Here is a 17,901-nt window from a genome sequence, read left to right as displayed (position 1 = left end):
GCCTCCGGATCGCGCATCTTCGGGCCTACCGTCGCCCTGCGCACCCACCCACACCGCCTGCTGGCGGCTGCGACATCCACTCCCGAAGGGTGGGGCCGGGTGAGCGTCAAGCTCAAGATCTTCGCGCCTTCCGGACTGACCGGCCTGGCGTCGAGTCCGACCCTATCGGGCCGGTCCTTCGTTTCGCAACTCTTACGATCGGCGATTGCGATCCCGCCTGCCCATCGTTCCGGCGGCGCCGCTCTTGCGGCCCGTTCTCGGTCACCCGGGTTCGGCGTTGGTTCCAACCCTAGACGGGCTGGCCTTGCGTCGCAACTCTTACGTTCGCTCAACTTGCTTGCCGGTTCCCGTGGTTCGCCCTGCCTTGCGGCTGGCGTCCCGTGGTGGCGACGGGGAGAACATTACGCATTCAGTCACACTCTTGCAAATCGGGTCACATAAGCGCAGGTCAGGGGCCATGTGATGAGCCCCTGAGTGGCCCCGTGACGGCCTTCCCGGGCCCTGTTGGCTGGTCCAGCGCGCGCGTTCCTCTTCGGGGGTGTGGGGGGGCGAGTGTGCCCGCGTGCGACGCGCGACCGTAGTGCATGCCGAGCCGAGCCGTACGGGGTGGGGGTATGACCCCCGGAGAACGAATTCGCGGACCGCCACGTCTTAGCCGCTCGGATTCTGCCACGGTTCCAAGGCCGTTCAGCCAGGGCGGCCCGTCCGATCAGCCCGCGTCGGTACCGCCGCCGAGCGCCTTCAGCGCCTCGTCGAGGCTCGTCAGTTCGAGGTACCGGAGCTCGGTGAAGAGCACCCCGCGTTCGACCCCGTAGACGGTCCACGGGCCTCGGATGCTGAGCTTGTCGCCGTCGCGGCTCACCTGCCAGGCGATGTCCGGCGCCTCGCCAGTCCCGTCCGGCGGAAGGGTCCAGGAGGTATCGGTCGGATCGCCGGCAGCCCACTCCCGCAGGCGCCAGGCTTTGTGCCCACGCACCTGCTCGAAGGCCGCTGCCAAGTACGTCAGGTCGGCCGCCGGCACGACGGCCTCGTGCCGGCTGGGAACGGTGCACCCTCCGGCCTCGGTGCGGTTGAGGTAGAAGGACTCCGAGCGGATCTCGACTCCGTACGGGCCCATCTCTCGGGTGGGCTCCTGGATGGCTCCCACAGCTTTCTCCGTTCGTCGGTTGCGGTACGCGACCGACGATAGCGCTCGCTACCGTCAGGTCGCGCACTGCTTTGACCAACTATCCGGCCAGTGCTACCGCGAGCGCGAGCGCGAGGGTCAGCACGGCCGCGATGCTGATGTAGATCGCGATCCGGAAGACCCGGAACTTCCTGCGAAGCAGGGCAGACCGGCGGATGAGCCGCTCGGGGCGGCGGTCTTCAGCGAGGTCGTCGAGGACTTCGTCCGCCGTCGTGCACGAGGCCCAGCGCAAGAAGGAGCCGCGCGGCTCCTTGTAGACGCCGATGGGCAGGAGGGCGAGCAGCGCGGTCACGACTCCGGCTGCCAGCCCGGCACCGGCCAGGCCGGCCAAGAGGGCGACGGCGGTGGAGAGCGTGCGGCCGGGGATGACGGCCGCCAGGACCGCCAGCGGGAGGCCGAGCGCGGAGAGCAGGGCCGCGATCTTCGCCTCCATCCGGCCCATGTCGGTGGTCACCTCGTCGTGGGCTCGCGCGAGGGCCTCGTTCAGGTCGGGGTTGCTGCTGGGGTGTTCCACGGTTCTCCTTCGATCAGAGCTGTTCGCGCCGCCCGGGTGGCGGCACGAAAAAGCCCGCCCAACCCAGCGGAAGCGGGGGTTGGGCGGGCCGGGGGGGGCCGGGCAAGTGAGGCGGGCTGTCAGGCCGCCGTCGCCAGCCGGAGGTAGCGGTATCCGGAGCGGGTCGAGCAGCCGAGCTCGCTGGCAAGGGCGGGGCCGGTGAGCCGCCGCTCCTTGTCTGCTCGGATGGCGGCGACTGCCGCATGGACTTCTGTCAGCGGGATTGCCTGGCGGGTCTGGCGCTTCGGCGCGGTGTCCGCCGGGTCCGGCTCTGCCAGGTCAGCCTCCAGTTCGTCTGCCAGGTCGGCCGCCTCCTCCGCCAGCTCGTCGAGGCCGTTCGCGATCCCGGCCGCCAGCGACACGAGCTCCCGTCCTTCGCGGTCGAGCGCTTCTGCCACCTCGTTCGCCATCACGTCGAGCAGGACCTCCAGCTCGTGAATCCGTTCGGCGGCGGAGAGCTCGGCTTCCGGAGTCGCTGCCATGTGCAGCATGTGTGCCACTACGAGCGGTGGCACGGCTGAGACGGCCGCCACGAGGAATCCCGAGGTGGCGATGTACCCCTTGTCGAAGAGGTGTGCCATCACCTGGGCTGCCAGTGCCAGGCCGAGCGCGGCCCCGGCGCCGATGGTGGCACTGGCCCGTCCGGGCGCCTTGATGTGGCGGCGGTGCTCGGAGATGACGGCGGCGGCGCCGGCGTAGACGGAGACGGAGACTGGCATGAGCCAGGTGACCCAGCCGTGCCAGCCGGCGATCTGTGCCATCCGGATCTCACCGGGCACGGACATCACCAGGGCTGCCACGAGGACGAACGGCCTGCCAGCAGTGAAGACGACGCGGGCGTACCAGGGCATGTGCATCGAAGACATCGGTGTGTGGTGCTCTCTGTGCGCGTCGGGCTGTCAGGCGGCGGCCGGCATGGCCGGGATGAAGCGGCTGCGGGCGCCCTTGGCGAAGGTGCCGCTGGCACGCCGCTGGCGGATGGCGGCGATCAGGCCGTCCTTGTCGGCGGGGCCGGGCTGATCTCGGCGCGCTTCCTGCGAGCACGTCTTGCACAGGCTGTGGATAGCTCCCGGGGGGAACACGGCGTCGCACTGCTGGCAGCGGGCGCGGGTGTCCGGCTGCGGGGCAGGCGTCGGCTCCGCCTTGGCCGGGCGGTGGGACTTCAGGCGGTAGGCGATCAGGGCGGCCGGGGAGTCGACCTGCTCCGGCAGGCGGGCGGTAAGGACGCTGGCGAGCTTGAGCTGGGTGTGCCCGTCGGCGAGCCACTGGGCGGCGAGCGGAGCGAGACGGAGTACGTCGGTGGTGCCGAGCGCGAGGCGCCGGTCGCTCTCGCCGAGCTTGGCGAGCACCGCGGCTGCCCGGCCGGTCTCGGCGTCAGCCGGGGCGGCCGGGGCCTTCTCCCCCTCGGGCTGGCTCTCCTCCTCCTTGCTGCCAGCCGCGTCCGGCTGCTGGCCGCCGCCCGTCGGCGAAGGGTTCGGGAGGAGGTTCTTTGCCTGGTGCTTTTCCCCCTTGGGGAGATCGCCGACGCTCCGGGCCTCCGGCTCACCGACCGCCGGGATGTGGTTCATCGGGATGTCGGAGACGTGGGTGTGGGTGCGCCACCGGCCGGTGTCGGGGTCCTGGGAGCGCTGGCGACGGAGGTAGCCCGCACCTTCCAGCGCCTTGAACGCCTTGGCGACGGCCGTCTTCCCCTCCTCGACCTGCTCCGTGACCTTCTCGATGGTGACGGCGGAGCCGTCCGGCAGGGACAGCAGGCGGACCAGCAGGCCGACGGCGGCCAGTGAGAGCCGGTCGTGTCGGGCTGCGGCGTTGGGCACGACGACGAAGGCGCGGTCGTGCCGGTTACGATGCACTCGCATCTAGAGGACTCATCTCTAGGTCGGGGCCCTGGGAGCGTAGGCGCGCTTCCGGGGCCCGCTGCGTCTGACGGGTTGTCGAACGAACCATAGTAAGAGTGTCACTCTGAATGCAAGACTTGAACTTGTTCCACTATCCATGATCCGTAAGAGTGTGACCGCAGTCACGGGCGGGCCGCTTCCAGAACCGGGCACCAGCTCCGTATATATGAGTAGAAGGCTGAAGCTGATGAAGCTTCCCCTGGGGGCGCCGTAGGCGCCCAACTCCTCTAAGCTCCTTCGCCGTTGCAGCCTTCTGCTGGGCCCCCGGCCGGGGGCCACCTGGTGAAGCTCCTTAGTCGCCGCCGTTGCTCGACCCAGGAGGCTCATGTCCTGGACGACCTCCGACCGACGACTTCGCTTGCCGCCGAACTGGCCGCAGATCCGGCGCCGCGTCCTGGCCAGAGACGGCCACCGCTGCACCGCCACAGACCACTACGGCGTGCGGTGCCCCGAAGCCGCCACGGACGTGGACCACATCCGACCCGGTGACGACCACCGAGAGGCCAACCTGAGATCGCTCTGCGGGTGGCATCACCGGGTCAAGTCGTCCAGAGAAGGGGCCGCCGCGAAGGCAGCCGCCCGGCGCCGGCACGACCGGCGGTTCCGCAGGGCCGAGGACCACCCCGGCCTGCTGTGAGGAGGTGGCGATGCCCGGCCCTGTGCCCAACCGAGAGGCGGACCTCGCCCGCCCGCGAGAGCGTAAGGGCAGCGAGATTCAGCCCGTGACCAAGGGCGTCATGCGCGACGTCGAGATCCCGGGTGCTGACCCCGACTGGCACCCGATCGCCCGGCGGCTGTGGGACTCGCTGAAGTCATCCGGCCAGGCCGACTTCTACCAGAACTCCGACTGGGCGTTCGCGTACTCGCTCTGCGAAGACCTCTCCGTCTACAAGCAGTCCGGCAAGCGGAGCGGCCAGATGCTCCAGACCATCTACTCCGCCTTCGAGCGGCTCTTGGTGGCCGAGGGCGACCGGCGCCGTGTGCGGATCGAGCTGCACGAGCCTGAGCCTGAGGTGCAGTCAGCTGCGGTGCTCGCCATCGCCGACTACAAGAGGGAGCTCGGGCTCGCCGAGTAGCGGGGGTGATCATTGCAGACGCCCCCTGCTCTCACCGACGAGGAGATCGACGGTCTCGCCCCTTCGTTCCTCGGTCCGACCTGGCAGCGCGACCCGGACGGCTCCTGGCGCCTCCCCCGGTGGACCCTTGGCTGGCAGATCGCGGGCTGGTGCGCCGAGTACCTGCGGGCCGACGACGGTGGCCCCTGGCGGTTCACCCCCGAGCAACTCCGCTGGCTCCTCCACTGGTTCGCCGTGGACGAGGCCGGCCGGTTCACCTCCCGCAAAGGCGTGCTCCAGCGGCTCAAGGGCTGGGGCAAGGACCCGCTCCTGGCCGTCGTCGCCCTGGTCGAGTTCGTCGGCCCGTCACGCTTCTCCCACTGGGAGAACGGCCAACCAGTCGCCGTGCCACACCCGCAAGCCTGGGTGCAGATCGCCGCCGTCTCGCGCGACCAGACGCGCAACACGATGACCCTGATGCCCAGCTTGATGAGCGACCGACTCATCGAGACCTACGGCATCAAGGCGGGCGCCGAGCTGATCCGGGCCAACGGTGGCCGGCAGCGCCTCGAAGCGGTGACGAGTTCCTTCCGCGCGCTCGAAGGCGGCCGTGTCACGTTCACGGTGCTCAACGAGACGCACCACTGGGTCACCGGCAACAACGGCGACCGGATGTACGAGACGATCGACGGGAACGCGACCAAGAAGGACTCGCGGTACCTGGCGATCACCAACGCCTATCTGCCCGGTGAGGACTCCGTCGCCGAGCGGATGCGTGAGGCGTACGAGAAGATCCTCGAAGGCCGGGCCACCGACGTCGGCTTCATGTACGACTCGATCGAGGCCCACCCTGCGACCCCGCTGACGCCCGAAGCGATCCGCATCGTCCTGCCGAAGATCCGCGGGGACGCAGTCTGGCTGCGGGTCGAGACGATCCTCCAGTCGATCCTCGACACAACGATCGCCCCCAGCCGCTCTCGTCGGATGTGGCTCAACCAGATCGTGGCCAGCGAGGATGCCCTCTACGGTCCGGCCCAGTGGGACGTGCTCCGCGACGACACCGCGACGTTGGTGGCCGGCGACGAGATCGTGCTCGGCTTCGACGGCGGCCTCCGCGACGACTCAACTTGCCTGGTGGCACTGCGCCTCAGCGACATGTACAGCTGCATCCTCGGCCTGTGGGAGAAACCCGACGGGCCGCAGGGCCAGGGCTGGGAGGTTCCCCGGGGCCAGGTCGACTCGGCCGTCCACGACGCCTTCCGCGTCTTCAACGTGCAGGGCTTCTACGCCGACGTGGCCCTGTGGGAGAGCTACATCTCCGAGTGGTCGGAGGCGTACGGCGAGGGCCTGGCCGTCAAGGCCCCGGGGCGGGACGCGATCGGCTGGGACATGAGGTCGAGCCTCAAGACCAGCACCTTCGCGCACGAGCGGCTGATGCGGAGCATCTTCGACCGCAAGCTCATCCACGACGGCGACCGCGCTCTGCGGCGCCACGTGCTCAACGCAGTTCGCCGGACCAACAACTACGGCATCAGCTTCGGCAAGGAGACCAAGGACTCCCCCCGCAAGGTCGACGCCTATGCCGCGCTGATGCTCGCGCACGAGGCTCTCGTCGACCTGCGCGCCCGAGGCAAGAAGGTCCGCGCCCGCTCCGGCCGCGGCTTCTTCCTGTGACCCAATTGTAAGAGTGTAACGAAGGCGGTGATCACCCTGGCCGCCTCCGTCTCTCCTGCTGCGCTCGCGCGGCAGCTCCTCGCCGTCCTGGGCCGCGACGGCGCCCGACTGCGCCGGATCGACGACTACCTCCACGGCAGCCACGACGACCCGTACATGCCGCCGCAGGCCGACGACGAGTACCGACTGCTGGCCCGGCGGGCCGTGTCCAACTGGATGCCCCTGCTGGTCTCGACGCCCGCACAGGCGCTGTACGTCGATGCCTTTCGCCCCGGTGACTCGGGCGGACAGGCACGGGCCGCCGCTGACTCCACGACGGTGGAGTGGGAGCACTGGCAGCGCAGCCGCCTGGACGCCCGGCAGGCTGCGGTGTACCGAGGTGCTCTCACCTACGGCCACAGCTTCACCGTGACCGAGCGGTCGCGGGCCGGGCAGATCCGCACGAAGGGCCTGTCCGCACTGCGGACGGCCGCGTTGTTCGAGGACCCGGCCAACGACGACACCCCCTTCGCGGCCTTGACGGTCACGGCCTGGCCCACCGGCGATGACGCCGGCCGGGCTCGACTGTGGGATGCCCGCAACGAGTACGCGGTGCGCTTCCTGTCGTTGGACGACCCGAGCAGCATCGCCGTCTCGGAGGCGCGTCGGCACGGTGCGGGCGAGTGCCCAGTCACTCGCTTCGCCGCGTCGGTCGACCTGGAGGGCCGCACGGTCGGCGTGATCGAGCCGATGATGGCCCTCCAGGACCGGATCAACCAGAGCGTCTTCGATCTGCTGTTGGCCCAGACGTACGGCAGCACCAAGGTTCGGACCGTCTCCGGCATGGCACCACCGATCCAGCGAGACCCGGAGACCGGCGAGCCGGTTCTGGACGCGGCCGGCAACCCCGTGCCACTGCCGATCAACCACAACGCCAAGCGGTTCCTCTTCGCCGAGGACCCGGATGTTCGCTTCGGCTCGCTGGACGAGACCCCGTTGCAGGGGTTCATCGACTCGATCGACATGTCCGTACGACACCTGAGTGCCGCCTCGCAGACCCCGCCGCACCATCTCCTGGGCCAGATCGCCAACTTGAGCGCCGAGGCGCTCCTGGCGGCCGAGACCGCGCTGAGTCGGAAGATCGCCGAATTCAGAGTGGCGTTCGGCGAGTCGTGGGAGCGGGTGTTCCGTCTCGCCGCGGAGCTGGCGGGCAACCTCGCGTCGGCCGGCGACTACCGGGGTGAAGTGATGTGGCGCGACATGGAGTCCCGCAGCCTCGCACAGTCCGCTGACGCACTCGGCAAGCTGCGCGAACAGCTCGGCATCCCCGCTCGCGGCCTGTGGGCACGGGTTCCGGGCGTCACGCAGACCGAGCTGGAGGACTGGGAGCAGAAGGCCGAAGAGGACGACTCTGTCGGACAGTTGGCTACAGCCCTCAAGCGGGCGACGCCCGAACCTGCGGCCCGACCGCTGCCGGTGGCGGCGTGACGCGGCCAGCACGGCAGGACGACGCCGACCGGGCCGCCGAGGCGTTCCACCTCGCGCTCAGCCAGATCGGCGCGGAGACCACGGCCGACGCGTTCGCCCTCTGGTCGGAGGTCCCGGCCGCGCAACGCGCGGCTACGGCCTCAGGCTGGCTGCGGCGAGCGATCACCCTGGTGATGGGCCGCAGGCGCATGGCCCGCGACCTGGCCCGCGCCTACTACCGCCTCGCCCGCGCGCTCCAGACAGGTACGACGATCGCCGACCCGTACCACCCGGAGCCCTCGACCGTGACGCTCGGCGACCTGCGCCGCCAGTTCGGCGAGCTGGCCGGCACCTACGAGCCGCCCGCGCCGGGGGGCGCCTCTGCCCACCCAAGCGAGGCGGTCGACCGGCCGGTCAGCGAGCAGGCCAGCCGCACCGAGCACGACGCCCAGGAGGCGCTGCAGAACGATGACGGCCGGGACCTCGACGACCACGCGGAGGACTGGGAGCACGTCCTCGTCGAGGAGTTGGAGGGCCTGCGCGACGAGGAGGACCGGATCGAGCGGGAGGCGGAGGAGGAACTCCGCACGGTGCTCGACGCGCTCGGTAGCCGCAACCTCGACAAGCGGCTCTCGCAGGTCGACGGCGACCAGGCCGCCAAGCACGCGGACCGGCAGCGCGAGGAGGCGCACCGCCAGGCGGGCGCCCAGCAGGCCGGAGCCGCGGGCCGGGTCGCGATGAACGGCGGTCGGTCAACGGTCTGGCACCACACCAGCCGGGACGGCCGCGCGCTTGGCTACGTGCGGCTGTCGCGCACCGGCACCCCGTGCGGCTTCTGCGCGATGTTGATCAGCCGCGGAGTCGCCTACAAGAGCGAGCGGTCCGCCACCTACAAGGACGGCGACCTCTTCCACGACCACTGCCACTGCTACGCCGAGCCGATCTTCAGCCGCTCCCAGTTCGACGGCAGTGGCCTGTTCGAGCTGAACCGGCAGTACCAGGCGCTGTGGCCGGAGGGCACCAAGGGCTACAGCGGCAAGGCCGCGCTGAACGCCTGGCGGCGCTTCCTGCGCGCCCAGCAGCGCGTACACCACCAGTCCGCAGCCCAGGCGGCGCGGCAACCCGACGACCACAGCCCAGGAGGCGTGACCCGTGTCTGAGCAGAACACTGACCCGAACGACGAGACCAAGCCCGCAGACGAACAGCCCGCTCCGTCGCCGGAGGACGAACTCCCCGACTGGGCTCGCAGGGAGCTGTCGAAGACTCGCGCTGAGGCTGCGTCGTACCGCACACGCCTGCGTGACGCTGAGACGCAGCTGACCGAGGCCCGCAGCCCGGAGGAGTTCGAGGCGGCGCTCGCCGAGGTGAAGTCGAAGAACGCCGAGCTGGAGCACTCCCTGGTCGTGGCCCAGGTAGCCCGCCGCTACGAGCTGCCCGAGGCGCTCGCCGCCCGCCTGCGCGGCGGCACCGTCGAGGAGCTGGAGGCCGACGCGAAGGCGCTCCAGTCGTTCCTTGCCCCGCCGGCACCGGAGTCGCTGGGCGGTGGCCTGAACCCGTCCGACGAGGACGACGGGGAGATGGACCCGCGCAAGCTCGCGCGCCGCTCCCGGCGCATCTAGCGCCTTGAAGAAACGATCCTCCCGCCCCTGAGCCACCCGGCCCGGGGGTTTCTCTATGCCCCCGGAGTTGCAGAACCCCTTGCCTACCACTCAGCACCAGGTCGTCAAGCCGCAGAAGCTCGTCAACACTGCCGTCGGGATGCTGGAGCAGGAGCTCCTGATTCCCAACCTGTTCCAGAAGCACGGCATCGACCAGTTCAAGGGCGCCGACAACGACACGATCTCGATGAAGGTCGAGGGCATCCTCCCCTTCCACGACTACGCGTGGCGCAACGACCGCAGCCAGCCGATCCAGTTCGACGAGTACTCCGAGCGGAAGATCGCCGTCACCTTCGGCGGCAACTCCTACTCGGCCGTCAAGCTCACCGACGAGCAGAACGACTTCGACATCGACCAGTGGTCGACCCTGCTCCGCCCGCAGGTCAAGGCCGTCGGCCGTGGCCTCCAGCGCCGGGCCGTCAAGACCCTCACCGGCCAGACGTACAACGTCACGATCGGCAACGCCCAGCAGAATCTCCGCAGCGCGCTCATCGAAGCCCGCCGCGTGCTGAACGCCTTCCACGCGCCGAAGGAGGGCCGCTACCTGCTGGTCGGCTCCGACTTCGAGTCCGCCCTGCTCAACGACGACAGGCTCAACCTCGCCCAGAACGTCGGCGACTCCGAGGCCGAGTCCGCACTGCGCACCGCATCGCTGGGCGACCGGTACGGCTTCCGCATCGTCGTCGACCAGACGATCCCCTCGGACGCGGCCTACGCCTTCGCCAGCTCCGCGTTCATCTTCCTGTCCGGCGCCCCGTCGGTGCCGCAGTCCGTTCCGTACGGAGCGACCACGTCCTTCGAGGGCATCGCGCTGCGCTGGATTCGCGACTACGACAGCCTGTACCTCCAGGACCGCTCGGTGGTGAACACCTACAACGGCTTCCGCAGCGTGACGGACATCCTGGTCGGCTGGGACGACGCGGCCGAGAAGGAGATCATCAGCTCGCAGGAGCACTTCGTGCGCGGCATCAAGCTCACCCTCGACGGCAAGAGCGACTACCCCGCCGCGGCCTCCGAGCTCGCGAAGATCACCGGCATCTCCGACGCCAAGGTCTGGACCCCGGCCGGCATGAAGCCGGAGACCGACCCGGCCAACGTCTAACCCCCGTGTGCAGGGGCCGGCTCCGCGCGGGCTGGCCCCTGCACGGCCCTGCCCGAAAGGAGGCTCGCCCATGGCGTACGCCACTGTCGACGAGCTAACGGGCCGCCTCGACTGGGCCCTCGACGAGGACGAACTGCGCATCGCCAAGGCCGCGCTGGAGGACGCCTCCGACCTAGCGGCCGAGTACGGCCGGGACTGGCCGGCCGACAAGGCGCCCCGCCTGGTCAAGACGCTGGTCCTCAAGGCGTCGGCCCGCTACCTGCGCAACCCAGGTGGCTATACACAGTCCCGCGCGGGGGACGAGACGCTCGCCTGGTCGGACATCGGCCGCGATGCCGGCACCGTGTACTTCACTCGCGAGGAGATCCGGCTACTGGCCGAGCTCGGTGGACGCAAGCCGGGCCTGTCCAGCGTCGCCATCAGCGCCTGGGGCACGAAGCTCCGCCCAGGCACGGGCGGCCTGGTGCCCGTCGACTACGCCGGAGACCGGTTCCCGCTCTTCTCCGATGACCGGGGGCCCTGGTGAGCGTGCAGCGCAGGCGCGGCCAGAAGGCCCGGATCTGGAAGACGAAGACGATCACCGACAGGCGCGGGAACCAGGTCCTCCTCGCGGACGGCGACGGCCCTCACGAGGTCCGCGCGGCGTTCATCCCGCAGCGCTCCTCCAAGGCCGAGGTCCCCGGCCAGCAGCAGATCAACATCGTCCGGATGCTCGTCGACCCGGCCCTGAACGACGTCACCCTGTGGTCCCGCGTCGAGTTCGACGGCAAGCAGTGGGACATCGTCTCACCGCCCGCCTACCACCACGGCTCGCGCCGCACCCGCCACTGGTCCATCGACATCCGGGAGCGGCCCTGATGGCGTACGTCTACCGCGGCCTCAACGGCAAGTCGCTCGGCGAGGTCATCGCCGGACTCGACGAGGTCAAGGCCGTCCACGAGCAGAAGGCGTTCGAGATCGCCGTCCGCGCCGAGGAGCTGCTCCTGGAGCACCGGCTCGAAGGCCACGCCGAGATCGACATCGTCAAGGGTGACTGGGACTTCTACGTGGTCCTCTCCGACGATCGCGGCGACAAAGCGGCCCTGTCCATCGAGTACGGCCGCCAGGCGGGAGAGAAGGAAGTCCTCAACCCGAAGACCGGCAGGCGCGAGACCGTCAGCTGGGGCGAGATGGACGGCCTGTACATCCTGGCCCGCGCCTCGAACCTGCCCAAGAAGCGCAAGAACAAGGTGAGGCTCTGATGGCCGGCCTGCCCAACCGCATCAAGGCCATGGCCGAGCTGTCCCCCGTCGAGGACCTCCTCCTGGCCGTCCTGCGCGAGGGGCTGCCCGGCATCCAGGTGCAGTCCCTGATCCGCAAGGCCCAGACCTTCCCGCTCGTCCTACTCCGCCGCGACCCGAACTTCGGCTCCTGGGACGGCGATCCGCGCTTCACGGACTCCGCCCTCGTCACGGTGCACACCTTCTGCGAGGACCCCGACGGCGACGAGGACGCGGCGATCCTCGCGGAGGCGGTCCGCGTGACCATCCGCGACGCGTGGCTCAAGCACAAGGTCATACCCGGCCGGGGCCACATCACCCGCGCGAACCTCAACTCCGCTCCCCGCCGGGCTCCGGACTGGTCAACCAGCTCCGGCCCCGTGCAATACGCCGACCTCCCGGTAGGTGTGTGGCGCTACGAGACCACGTACCAGATCGAGATCCGTCGTCCGCGGAGCCGCCCTTACGCCCAACCACCCCCCTGAGTAAGGAGCCTCGCTCTTGCCCATCAACGACGACGCGACACTGGTCGTCGGCAGCGGAAACTTCCTGACCGCACCGGCCGGCACGTCGATGCCCACCGACATACTCACCCCCACCTCGCCCTGGGACACCGTTGGGCACACGTCGCTGGAAGACATCTTCGGCATCAGCTCCGAGGGCGGTGACGCAACCGTCATCGGCACGCTCCAGAACAAGAACCTGCGGACGAAGTACTCGGCGCGCACCGAGACGATGGCACTGACCCTCCAGCAGTTCGACGTGGCGGGCCTGCGCCTGTTCTACGGCTCCAACGCGCCGCTCCTGCCGGACGGCAGCGTGGGTGTCCCGACCGACCCGACCCCGACCGTCGCGGCCTTCCTCGCCGTCTTCGTGGACGGTAGCCACCACTTCGCCTTCTACGCCCCGAAGGCCGAGATCTACCGGGCCGACGACCTGTCCCTGTCGGACACCGAGTCGCTGGCCGGCCTGCCGATCGGCGTGAAGCCGATGGCATACGGCTCCAACTCCTGGACGTACGCGGTGACTCCGCTCGGTGTCACCTCCTTCCCCGCGACCGGCGCGACCGCCGGAACCCCGGGCTCCTTCACACCGACCGGCGCCGTGACCCCGGCCAACCTGGCAGCCATGTCCGGCCTCGTAGCCAGCCCGAACACGGCCTGGACGACCGGAAAGCACGTCCTGCTGGGCGATGCCTCCAAGACGTACTGGAACGGCACCGCCTGGGTCGCCGGCCAGGCGACCTGATCGCCGCCCGCCCCCCTCTCCTTCCTGTCTGACTATTCCCGGAGGTTGCAACCCCCTTGGCCAGCTACACCCTTGACGACATCCGCGCCGCCGCCGACGCGAAGTACGCCTCGACCGACATCGACCTCGGCACCGGCGACGTGGTCCACCTCGTCAACCCGCTCCGTCTGCCGAAGGCCAGCCGGGACAAGCTCCACGAGCTCCAGGACAGGCTCGAAAAGGACGGCGCCGACCAGCAGGTGCTCCTGGAGGACGCCATCCGGCTGGTGTCCGACAACGGCCAGAAGGCCGACGCGCTGCTGACCGAGATCGGCGGCGACCTCGCGGTGCTCGCCCAGATCTTCGAGACCTACGGCGAGAGCACCCAGGTGGGGGAAGCCTCAGCCTCGCGCGGCTGATCGACGAGCTCGGAGAGGGGCTGTACCCCGACCTGCGCTTCCACTACGGCATCGACCTCGGTGACGTGATCGCAGGCCGGGGCCCGAGCCCCGCTCTGGTGCTCCTGCTCGCGCAGAGGCTTCCCGACACCTCCCTGACCGTCGCCCTCGCCTCCGGCGGCCGGGAGTACTTCGGCTGGGGAATCGATCGCTACCTTGCGGCCGATACCTTCGACGCGCTCAACCAGAACACCCGGGCTACCGGCAACTGGGGCAAGGGCAAGGCGCCGAAGATCCCGCCCTGGCCGCGCCCCACGGTGCAGCCCAAGAAGGCGCCGGCCAAGAAGCACACCTCCGTCGCGGGGATCTACCAGCAGTTCACCCGGAGGTGACGCATGCCCGCAGCGGGACAGATCGTCGGCCGCGTCTCGGTGAAGGTCCTCCCCGACACCGACGACTTCCGGGCCAAGGCCCAGGTGCAGCTCGACCGGATCGAGAAGCAGCTGAAGGTCACGGTCAGCGCGAAGATCGACGCCACGGGACTCCAGCGGGACCTGCTGACCCAGATCAGGGAGATCAACGCCCGGAACAAGACCACCGACGCACGGAAGGTCCGCTTCTACACGGCGATCTCCACCGCCGGGATGAGCCGGGCCATCCAGCAGGCGGCCCGCGACCTTCAGCAGCGCGCCCGCGACAAGAAGATCACGTTCCGGGCCGACGACGTCGAGGTCACCGGGGACATCAAGCTGGAGCTCGACCAGGCCAACCTCGACAAGATCAAGCACGACCTTGAGCACTGGCGGGACAAGGTCTCCCCGCTCAAGGTCGAGGTCAAGCTCGACATCGCCAACGGCGCGGGCGCCGCCGTCTCGGCCCGGCTCCAGGTCCTCACCCGGCCCCGCACGGTGCCGATCCTGCCCGAGCTGGACAACACCTCGGTCGCCAAGGTCGGCGCCGCGCTGGCCGCGTTGTCGGGCGCACGGGTGCTGAACGACATCTTCGAGAAGCTCGGCCGCACCCTGCGGAACCTGGACAAGTCCGTCCCGGTCATCGGTTCCCTGGCGCTGGCGATTGCTGGCCTGGCCGGATGGGGACTGTCCGCAGCGAGCAACCTGGCTGCGCTGAGTTCCTCGCTGGCCCAGATCGGCCCAGCCGCACTCCTGCTGCCCGGCCTGCTCGGAGGCGTAGCGGTCGGCCTCGGCGTCACAATCGCCGCGCTCAAGGACTTCAACAAGGTCCTGCCGGAGGTCAAGACCTCGCTCAGCGGCCTCCAGGACACGATCAGCAAGAACTTCTGGGACAAGGCCGCCCAGCCGATCCGCGAGCTGGTCGACGGCCTCCTTCCGAAGTTCACCGCGGGCCTGGCCCAGACGGCGACGCAGCTCGGCGGCTTCTTCTGTGGCCTGGCGACCGGCCTTCAGGGGGCGCTCGACCCGGCGCTGAACCAGATGTTCACCGACCTCGCCGGGTCGATCACCATCGCCACCACCGGCACCGGGGCGTTCGCGAACATCATCGCGGTGCTCGGCAAGGTCGGCACCTCCTACCTGCCGTCCCTGGCGCAGTGGTTCGTCGACATCTCGACGCGCTTCTCGAACTTCCTCACGGCGGCCGAAGGGGACAGCCGCCTGGCGACCTGGATCACCACGGCGATCCAGAACGTCAAGGACCTCGGCTCGGTCCTGTTCAACCTCGGCGGCATCCTGGCCGGCATCGGCCGAGCCGCCCAGGAGGCGGGTGGCTCCACGCTGGGGATGCTGGCCGACACGCTGGAGCGCGTCCACGGCATCGTGGACAGCTCGGGCTTCCAGGCCGGGCTCGTCGGCACGTTCAAGGCCGCGCACGAGGCGATGGCCAACCTGGCCTCCCAGGCCGGGCCTGCGGTGAAGGGCCTGTTCACCGAGCTTGCCCAGCTTGCAGAAACGATTCTGCCGAAGGTCGGCACGATCCTCGGCACGGCGATCGGCGCCATCGCGGCGGCGCTGTCGCAGCCCGCGGTGACCGGCGGCGTCACGGCGTTGTTCGCCGGCATCGAGTCCGCCGTGCAGGCCCTCGCCCCGGCGATGGCCCCGCTCGGCCAGGCGCTCGGCGCCCTCATGCAGGTGATCGGCGCGTTCGCGGCGATGCTCGGCCCGCTCATCTCGGCCGCCCTGGTACCGCTCGCGCAGGCGTTCACCGCCCTCGCCCCGTCGATCATCCCGATCATCGCCCTGTTGGGCGGTGCCCTGACAGGCGCCATTCAGCAGCTCGCGCCGATCGTCACCCAGCTCGTCCCGATCGTCGGCCAGTTGCTGACCGCCGCGTTCGCAGCGCTGTCGGCGATCCTGCCGCCGATCGCCCAGATCTTCGGCCTGATCCTGGCGTCCGTCGCGCCGCTGGTCGAGCAGCTGGTCACCGCGCTGGCCCCGATCCTCGGAGTGCTGGCCCAGCTGATCGCGACGGTTCTGACCGCGCTGACCCCGGTCGTCGCGGTCCTGCTCCAGATCATCACGGCGGTCATCACGCCCCTGCTGCCGATGCTCCAGCAGGTCATCGCGGAGTTCCTGCCCCAGCTCGGCGAAGCGTTCACCCGCGTCGTCGAGGCGATCCAGCCGTTCCTCAAGGCACTGCTGGCCGTCACTGAGTTCCTGATGCCGGTCCTGGTGCCGATCCTCAAGTTCGTCATCGAGATCCTGGCGAACTCGCTGGTCAACGCGATCAACGGCGTCGCCCTGGTCCTTGAGGGCTTCAAAGAGATCTTCGTCGGGATCTGGAACTTCATCAAGGGATTCTTCGAGATCTGGTGGGGCCTGTTCAAGGGTCTGTTCACCGGCAACTGGGACACCTTCAAGCGCGGCTGGTCGGACCTGTGGAACGGCATCTGCTCCTTCGTGAAGGGCATCTGGGACACGATCCTCGGCCTGATCGAGGTCGTCCTCAACGTCGGCATCATCGGCCTGGTCGGCAAGGGGCTGAAGGCCGTCGGTGGCGTCGCCAAGGCGGGCTGGGACGCGGTCGCCACACTGTTCAAAGACGCCTGGAGCGGCCTGGGCACAGCCGTGTCCGACGGCATCGGCGCGGTGGTCACCTTCATGAAGGACCTGCCGGGCAAGGCGCTCGATGCACTGGGTGACATCGGCTCCAAGCTCGTCGAGGCGGGCAAGTCCCTGATCAAGGGCTTCATCGCCGGCATCGGCTCGATGTTCGGCGACGTGAAGAAAAAGCTCGGCGACCTGACCAGCAGCCTCACCGACTGGAAGGGCCCCGAGACCCTCGACCGCGTCCTGCTGACCAACGCCGGCCAGCTCGTGATCGACGGGTTCATCCGCGGACTTGAGTCCCGCTACGACGCCGTACGCCAATCCCTCAAGGGCTTGACCGATGACGTGGCCGGCACCGAGTTCCACTCCCCGACCATCGGCCAGCTCCGCGCGGCGCGCGGCGTCTACGCCTCCGCTGCGGGCGCGCTCGCCGGGTCCTCGCCCGGCGGCACCACGAAGGTCCTCAACTACTACGCCGCCCCGGGCAGCAGCCTCGGCGCCGAAGAGGACCTGTTCACGGCCGCCGGCCGAGCAAGGATGGTGGGCTGGTGATCAAGCTCCAGCTGGAGAGCACGCTGGACATCCTGAACCTCAACGAGGTGCAGGAGAAGGGCACCGGGTTCCAGGCCCTGACCGGCATGACCGGTGCCGGCCTGCCCCCGGTGTCCGTCCAGTGGCTGGAAGGCGCCGGGGACGGCTCGGTCTACCGGGGCAGGCGCGTCCTGTCCCGCGACATCGACCTGCCGCTCGACATCGTCGGCCGGGACCGGGCCCACCTAGCGGACCTGCTGTCCCGCCTCGCCCGCGTCCTGGCCGAGCCGTGCACCCTCGCCCTGGTGAACGAGGACGGCTCCCGCTGGACGACCGAAGTCGTACGCACCGGCGGCGGCGACGTGACCTACGGGCAGAGCACGACCGGCGAGCGCGATCTTCAGACGGTGCTGACCTTGCGTGCGGACCCGTACTTCACCTCGTCCGAGGCATCCTTCCAGGTAATCGGCGGCGACACCAAGACGGCCTCGCTCCTGTCGAACCTGGCGTCCCTGCCGGTCGCCGCCTCCCAGGCGATCGGCTCGATCACCTTGGAGAACGCCGGCGATTCGGTTGCCTACCCCGTCTGGGAGATCCACGGCCCCGGCTACGGCTTTCAGGCCGTCTCCCCCGACAAGGAGACCCTCGCCTGGGGCGGGACCATCGCCGCAGGCGAGGTCCTCACGGTGGACGCCCGCACCGGCAGCGTCGTCGACCAGGCCGGCACCAATCGGTACGCCGACCTCGCGCCCGCGCCTCGCTTCTGGAGCATCAAGCCAGGTCTGTCCACCGCCACCGCCCAACTGCTCGGCGTCACCGCCGACTCGAAGATCATCTGCTCGTGGCGACCCAGGAAATGGATGGTGATCTGACTGAAGCTCAGCGATCTG

The 17,901-nt window shown here is 69.4% G+C and carries 19 protein-coding genes; 15 read left to right on the top strand and 4 right to left on the bottom strand.

All coding sequences use genetic code 11. The annotated features are described in order from the left end of the window. Positions 1 to 709 precede the first annotated feature (709 nt). The 4 genes from OG294_RS24705 to OG294_RS24690 form a co-directional block, all read right to left on the bottom strand. A complete protein-coding gene (locus tag OG294_RS24705; protein WP_327068740.1) occupies positions 710 to 1,147 on the bottom strand; it encodes a hypothetical protein in 438 nt (145 codons plus the stop codon). Positions 1,148 to 1,226: 79 nt separating this feature from the next. Next, positions 1,227 to 1,700 (bottom strand): Pycsar system effector family protein, encoded by a 474-nt coding sequence (locus OG294_RS24700; RefSeq protein WP_327068738.1) that lies wholly within the window; start codon positions 1,698 to 1,700, stop codon positions 1,227 to 1,229. A gap of 119 nt (positions 1,701 to 1,819) precedes the next feature. Continuing rightward, positions 1,820 to 2,605, bottom strand: coding sequence for a hypothetical protein (locus tag OG294_RS24695; RefSeq protein ID WP_327068737.1), 786 nt, complete (start codon positions 2,603 to 2,605; stop codon positions 1,820 to 1,822). A gap of 33 nt (positions 2,606 to 2,638) precedes the next feature. Then, positions 2,639 to 3,598, bottom strand: a complete 960-nt coding sequence (locus OG294_RS24690; protein ID WP_327068736.1) for a hypothetical protein — start codon at positions 3,596 to 3,598, stop codon at positions 2,639 to 2,641. A 686-nt stretch (positions 3,599 to 4,284) separates the two neighbouring features. On the opposite strand from OG294_RS24690, the gene OG294_RS24685 reads away from it, so the two are divergent. The 15 genes from OG294_RS24685 to OG294_RS24615 all read left to right on the top strand — a co-directional run bounded on the left by OG294_RS24685 (position 4,285) and on the right by OG294_RS24615 (position 17,883). Continuing rightward, complete coding sequence (locus OG294_RS24685; RefSeq protein WP_442789207.1) at positions 4,285 to 4,713, top strand: phage terminase small subunit; 429 nt, start codon at positions 4,285 to 4,287, stop codon at positions 4,711 to 4,713. A 12-nt stretch (positions 4,714 to 4,725) separates the two neighbouring features. Beyond that, positions 4,726 to 6,366 carry a terminase gene (locus tag OG294_RS24680; protein ID WP_327068734.1) on the top strand — a complete coding sequence of 547 codons (1,641 nt, stop codon included), beginning with the start codon at positions 4,726 to 4,728 and terminating at the stop codon, positions 6,364 to 6,366. 27 nt (positions 6,367 to 6,393) lie between these two features. Continuing rightward, entirely contained in the window at positions 6,394 to 7,833 is a 1,440-nt protein-coding gene (locus tag OG294_RS24675; RefSeq protein WP_327068733.1) for a phage portal protein, read from the top strand. Further along, positions 7,830 to 8,972 carry a VG15 protein gene (locus tag OG294_RS24670; RefSeq protein ID WP_327068732.1) on the top strand — a complete coding sequence of 381 codons (1,143 nt, stop codon included), beginning with the start codon at positions 7,830 to 7,832 and terminating at the stop codon, positions 8,970 to 8,972. Before OG294_RS24675 ends, OG294_RS24670 begins: the two co-directional genes overlap by 4 nt. Beyond that, positions 8,965 to 9,432: a hypothetical protein gene (locus OG294_RS24665; protein ID WP_327068731.1), complete on the top strand. Its 468-nt coding sequence runs from the start codon at positions 8,965 to 8,967 to the stop codon at positions 9,430 to 9,432. Before OG294_RS24670 ends, OG294_RS24665 begins: the two co-directional genes overlap by 8 nt. A 79-nt stretch (positions 9,433 to 9,511) precedes the next feature. Next, positions 9,512 to 10,573, top strand: coding sequence for a hypothetical protein (locus tag OG294_RS24660; protein ID WP_327068730.1), 1,062 nt, complete (start codon positions 9,512 to 9,514; stop codon positions 10,571 to 10,573). Between the two features lie 70 nt (positions 10,574 to 10,643). Continuing rightward, positions 10,644 to 11,099 carry a hypothetical protein gene (locus OG294_RS24655; protein WP_327068729.1) on the top strand — a complete coding sequence of 152 codons (456 nt, stop codon included), beginning with the start codon at positions 10,644 to 10,646 and terminating at the stop codon, positions 11,097 to 11,099. Then, positions 11,096 to 11,431: a phage head-tail adapter protein gene (locus tag OG294_RS24650; protein WP_327068728.1), complete on the top strand. Its 336-nt coding sequence runs from the start codon at positions 11,096 to 11,098 to the stop codon at positions 11,429 to 11,431. The genes OG294_RS24655 and OG294_RS24650 overlap by 4 nt, the downstream gene beginning before the upstream one ends. Beyond that, positions 11,431 to 11,814, top strand: a complete 384-nt coding sequence (locus OG294_RS24645; RefSeq protein ID WP_327068727.1) for a DUF5403 family protein — start codon at positions 11,431 to 11,433, stop codon at positions 11,812 to 11,814. Before OG294_RS24650 ends, OG294_RS24645 begins: the two co-directional genes overlap by 1 nt. Then, positions 11,814 to 12,317 (top strand): hypothetical protein, encoded by a 504-nt coding sequence (locus OG294_RS24640; RefSeq protein WP_327068726.1) that lies wholly within the window; start codon positions 11,814 to 11,816, stop codon positions 12,315 to 12,317. Before OG294_RS24645 ends, OG294_RS24640 begins: the two co-directional genes overlap by 1 nt. A gap of 16 nt (positions 12,318 to 12,333) precedes the next feature. Next, positions 12,334 to 13,080 (top strand): phage tail tube protein, encoded by a 747-nt coding sequence (locus OG294_RS24635; RefSeq protein ID WP_327068724.1) that lies wholly within the window; start codon positions 12,334 to 12,336, stop codon positions 13,078 to 13,080. Positions 13,081 to 13,136: 56 nt separating this feature from the next. Next, complete coding sequence (locus OG294_RS24630) at positions 13,137 to 13,478, top strand: phage tail assembly protein (protein ID WP_327068723.1); 342 nt, start codon at positions 13,137 to 13,139, stop codon at positions 13,476 to 13,478. 98 nt (positions 13,479 to 13,576) lie between these two features. Beyond that, a complete protein-coding gene (locus tag OG294_RS24625) occupies positions 13,577 to 13,849 on the top strand; it encodes a hypothetical protein (protein ID WP_327068722.1) in 273 nt (90 codons plus the stop codon). Between the two features lie 3 nt (positions 13,850 to 13,852). After that, positions 13,853 to 17,032 carry a phage tail protein gene (locus tag OG294_RS24620; protein WP_327068721.1) on the top strand — a complete coding sequence of 1,060 codons (3,180 nt, stop codon included), beginning with the start codon at positions 13,853 to 13,855 and terminating at the stop codon, positions 17,030 to 17,032. Beyond that, positions 17,029 to 17,883 carry a phage tail family protein gene (locus OG294_RS24615; protein WP_327068720.1) on the top strand — a complete coding sequence of 285 codons (855 nt, stop codon included), beginning with the start codon at positions 17,029 to 17,031 and terminating at the stop codon, positions 17,881 to 17,883. The genes OG294_RS24620 and OG294_RS24615 overlap by 4 nt, the downstream gene beginning before the upstream one ends. Positions 17,884 to 17,901 lie beyond the last annotated feature (18 nt).

It is taken from the genome of Kitasatospora sp. NBC_01302 (assembly GCF_035976515.1).
In the GTDB taxonomy this organism is placed as follows: Bacteria; Actinomycetota; Actinomycetes; order Streptomycetales; family Streptomycetaceae; genus Kitasatospora.
This window is presented reverse-complemented; position numbering and strand designations above follow the sequence as displayed.

Bases quoted from the DNA above. Each gene is read 5' to 3' on its own strand.
- OG294_RS24640 (WP_327068726.1), top strand. From the start codon at position 11,814: ATGGCCGGCCTGCCCAACCGCATCAAGGCCATGGCCGAGCTGTCCCCC.
- OG294_RS24655 (WP_327068729.1), top strand. From the start codon at position 10,644: ATGGCGTACGCCACTGTCGACGAGCTAACGGGCCGCCTCGACTGGGCC.
- OG294_RS24690 (WP_327068736.1), bottom strand. From the start codon at position 3,598: ATGCGAGTGCATCGTAACCGGCACGACCGCGCCTTCGTCGTCGTGCCC.
- OG294_RS24620 (WP_327068721.1), top strand. From the start codon at position 13,853: ATGCCCGCAGCGGGACAGATCGTCGGCCGCGTCTCGGTGAAGGTCCTC.
- OG294_RS24695 (WP_327068737.1), bottom strand. From the start codon at position 2,605: ATGTCTTCGATGCACATGCCCTGGTACGCCCGCGTCGTCTTCACTGCT.
- OG294_RS24645 (WP_327068727.1), top strand. From the start codon at position 11,431: ATGGCGTACGTCTACCGCGGCCTCAACGGCAAGTCGCTCGGCGAGGTC.
- OG294_RS24685 (WP_442789207.1), top strand. From the start codon at position 4,285: ATGCCCGGCCCTGTGCCCAACCGAGAGGCGGACCTCGCCCGCCCGCGA.